At 40.0% G+C, this 695-nt stretch carries 1 pseudogene; it reads left to right on the top strand.

Annotated elements, in window-relative coordinates:
* Positions 1-30 precede the first annotated feature (30 nt).
* Positions 31-666: pseudogene (locus FJR05_RS23915) on the top strand (SNF2-related protein); the annotation flags it as partial.
* Between the last annotated feature and the right edge of the window lie 29 nt (positions 667-695).

Below are 695 nucleotides of genomic sequence, written 5' to 3'. Positions count from 1 at the left end.
GGGAAATAATATTCCCCCTCGACTCTACCTATTCAGAAACTCAAGGAAGTGCAAGACCTTAAACCAGAACTCCCGTCTACGTTTCAAGCTGAATTACGGGACTATCAAATGGATGGTTTCTGCTGGTTAGCACGTTTAGCACATTGGGGTGTGGGTGCTTGTTTAGCAGATCAAATGGGATTAGGTAAAACCGTACAAGCCTTAGCAGTCATTCTTAGAAATGCCCATGCAGGACCAACTTTAATTATTGCCCCTACTTCTGTGTGCATGAATTGGGTAAGTGAAGCGCAAAAATTCGCACCAACTCTAAATATTCTGCAATTTTCTGGCGCGAACCGTCAAAAATTATTGGATAGTTTACAACCGTTGGATATGTTGGTATGTAGCTATGGTTTATTGCAGCAAGAGGAAGTAGCTCAAATGCTCTCTCAATTGCAGTGGCAAACGATTGTATTGGATGAAGCCCAATCAATTAAAAATATGGCTACTAAACGTTCTCAAGCAGCTATGAACTTGAAAGCTAATTTTAAAGTGTTGACAACTGGAACTCCCATTGAAAATCATCTGGGTGAGTTGTGGAATTTATTCCGGTTTATTAATCCTGGCTTATTAGGTTCTTTTGAAAGCTTTAATCAACGCTTTGCAAATCCCATTGAGAGATATCAAGCCCACATTCAGCAGGTAATTTAAGACAA

It is taken from the genome of Dolichospermum sp. UHCC 0259 (assembly GCF_009711935.1).
Taxonomy (GTDB): Bacteria; Cyanobacteriota; Cyanobacteriia; order Cyanobacteriales; family Nostocaceae; genus Dolichospermum.
The sequence above is the reverse complement of the archived record's forward strand: the minus strand, read 5'-3'. Positions and strand labels throughout refer to the sequence as shown.